This is a genomic window from Pseudoalteromonas sp. CO348, assembly GCF_004208845.1.
Lineage (GTDB): Bacteria > Pseudomonadota > Gammaproteobacteria > Enterobacterales > Alteromonadaceae > Pseudoalteromonas > Pseudoalteromonas maricaloris.
The window spans coordinates 1-1,352 of sequence record NZ_SGPI01000049.1 but is presented as its reverse complement, the minus strand read 5'-3'; the positions used below and the strand labels follow the sequence as shown (position 1 = coordinate 1,352).

Below are 1,352 nucleotides of genomic sequence, written 5' to 3'. Positions count from 1 at the left end.
GCCATCTCTGGGTAAGGCTGCGCTGTGTCGTTTAATTCATACACCAACTCTTCTACTTCTCTTTCCGACAACATCGCTAAGTTGGATATCCCTACCTCTGTATTCTCGCCTACCTCACTTAACGCTTCTAATAATCGGCATAAGTGACTATTTAGCTGCTCTATATGACGCTCCGTAAACAGTCCCTTATCATAGGTCCAGCGCAACCCGACTCCCGCTTCATGTAGAGTTAGCTCTACGTTTAAATCAAACTTCGCTTGGATAAGCGATGAATCAAACTCTGTGATTTCTACTCCCGGTAACTGGAAACTTGCCCCTTCAGCTTCTCCATATAAACCATAGTCCGTATTCGTCGTCATCATGATTTGGAATAAAGGACTATGAGCACTACTCCTTGGTACCTTCATTCGCTCTACTAATTGTTCAAACGGTACATCCTGATTGGACTGCGCACCTAAGTGCACCGCACGGATATCTTCTAAATATGCCGACAATGCCCGCGCTGTTGTATCTACCCTCAATACCAAGGTATTCACAAAAAAGCCGATTAGCGGCTCTAGCTCTCCGTGTAACCTATTCGCTACCGGTGTTCCTATGACTATATCTTGACTATTGCTATGCCGTGACAGCAATAAGCACAGTGCACCATGTAATAACATAAATGGGGTCAGTCTAAACTTGCTCGCCAACGCTTCCAGTCCTTGACTCACTTCTCCCCCTAAAGCACCGGCTACCACGCCTCCTTCATACCCCTTCGTCGCTGGCCTTGCATAGTCTAAAGGCACACTGTGTACTACTGGTAACTCCGCCAATTTTTCTTCCCAATAGCCCAACTGCCCCTCTAGCACTTCTCCCGATAAATATTCCCTTTGCCAATGTGCATAGTCTATATACTGTATCGGCAGGCCCGGCAACGGATTTGCTTTACCCGCACTATACGCATGGTATAACGCAAAAAACTCCTTCGTCAGAACATCTACTGACCAACCATCCGAGGCAATATGGTGCATGTTGAAAATCAACACGCCTGACTCTCCCCCTGTCTTGATATAGCAGACCCGCAGCATCACATCTTCCGCTAAGTTAAACGCTTGCTTTATGTCCGCTGTGACTCTGCTCTCTATCTCCCCCGCTAACTTCTCACCCGTGAGATGACTCAAATCTTCTTCTTTTATGCTAAAATCTAGCGCCGATACTTCCCTTACCCGTTGTCTCGCTTCTCCCCCTTCTGCTTCATACACACTCCTTAACACTTCATGCCTATCCAATATCGTCTCAAATACCTGTGTTAACACTTTCAGTGAAAATGTTCCTGTGACTCTAAAGACCATTGGCATGTTGTATTCCGGCGT

The 1,352-nt window shown here is 46.3% G+C and carries 1 protein-coding gene; it reads right to left on the bottom strand.

The window, feature by feature from the left end; genetic code table 11:
- The coding region (locus EXT48_RS23495) for a condensation domain-containing protein (RefSeq protein WP_240703438.1) at positions 1-1,352 on the bottom strand (1,352 nt) is incomplete at both ends.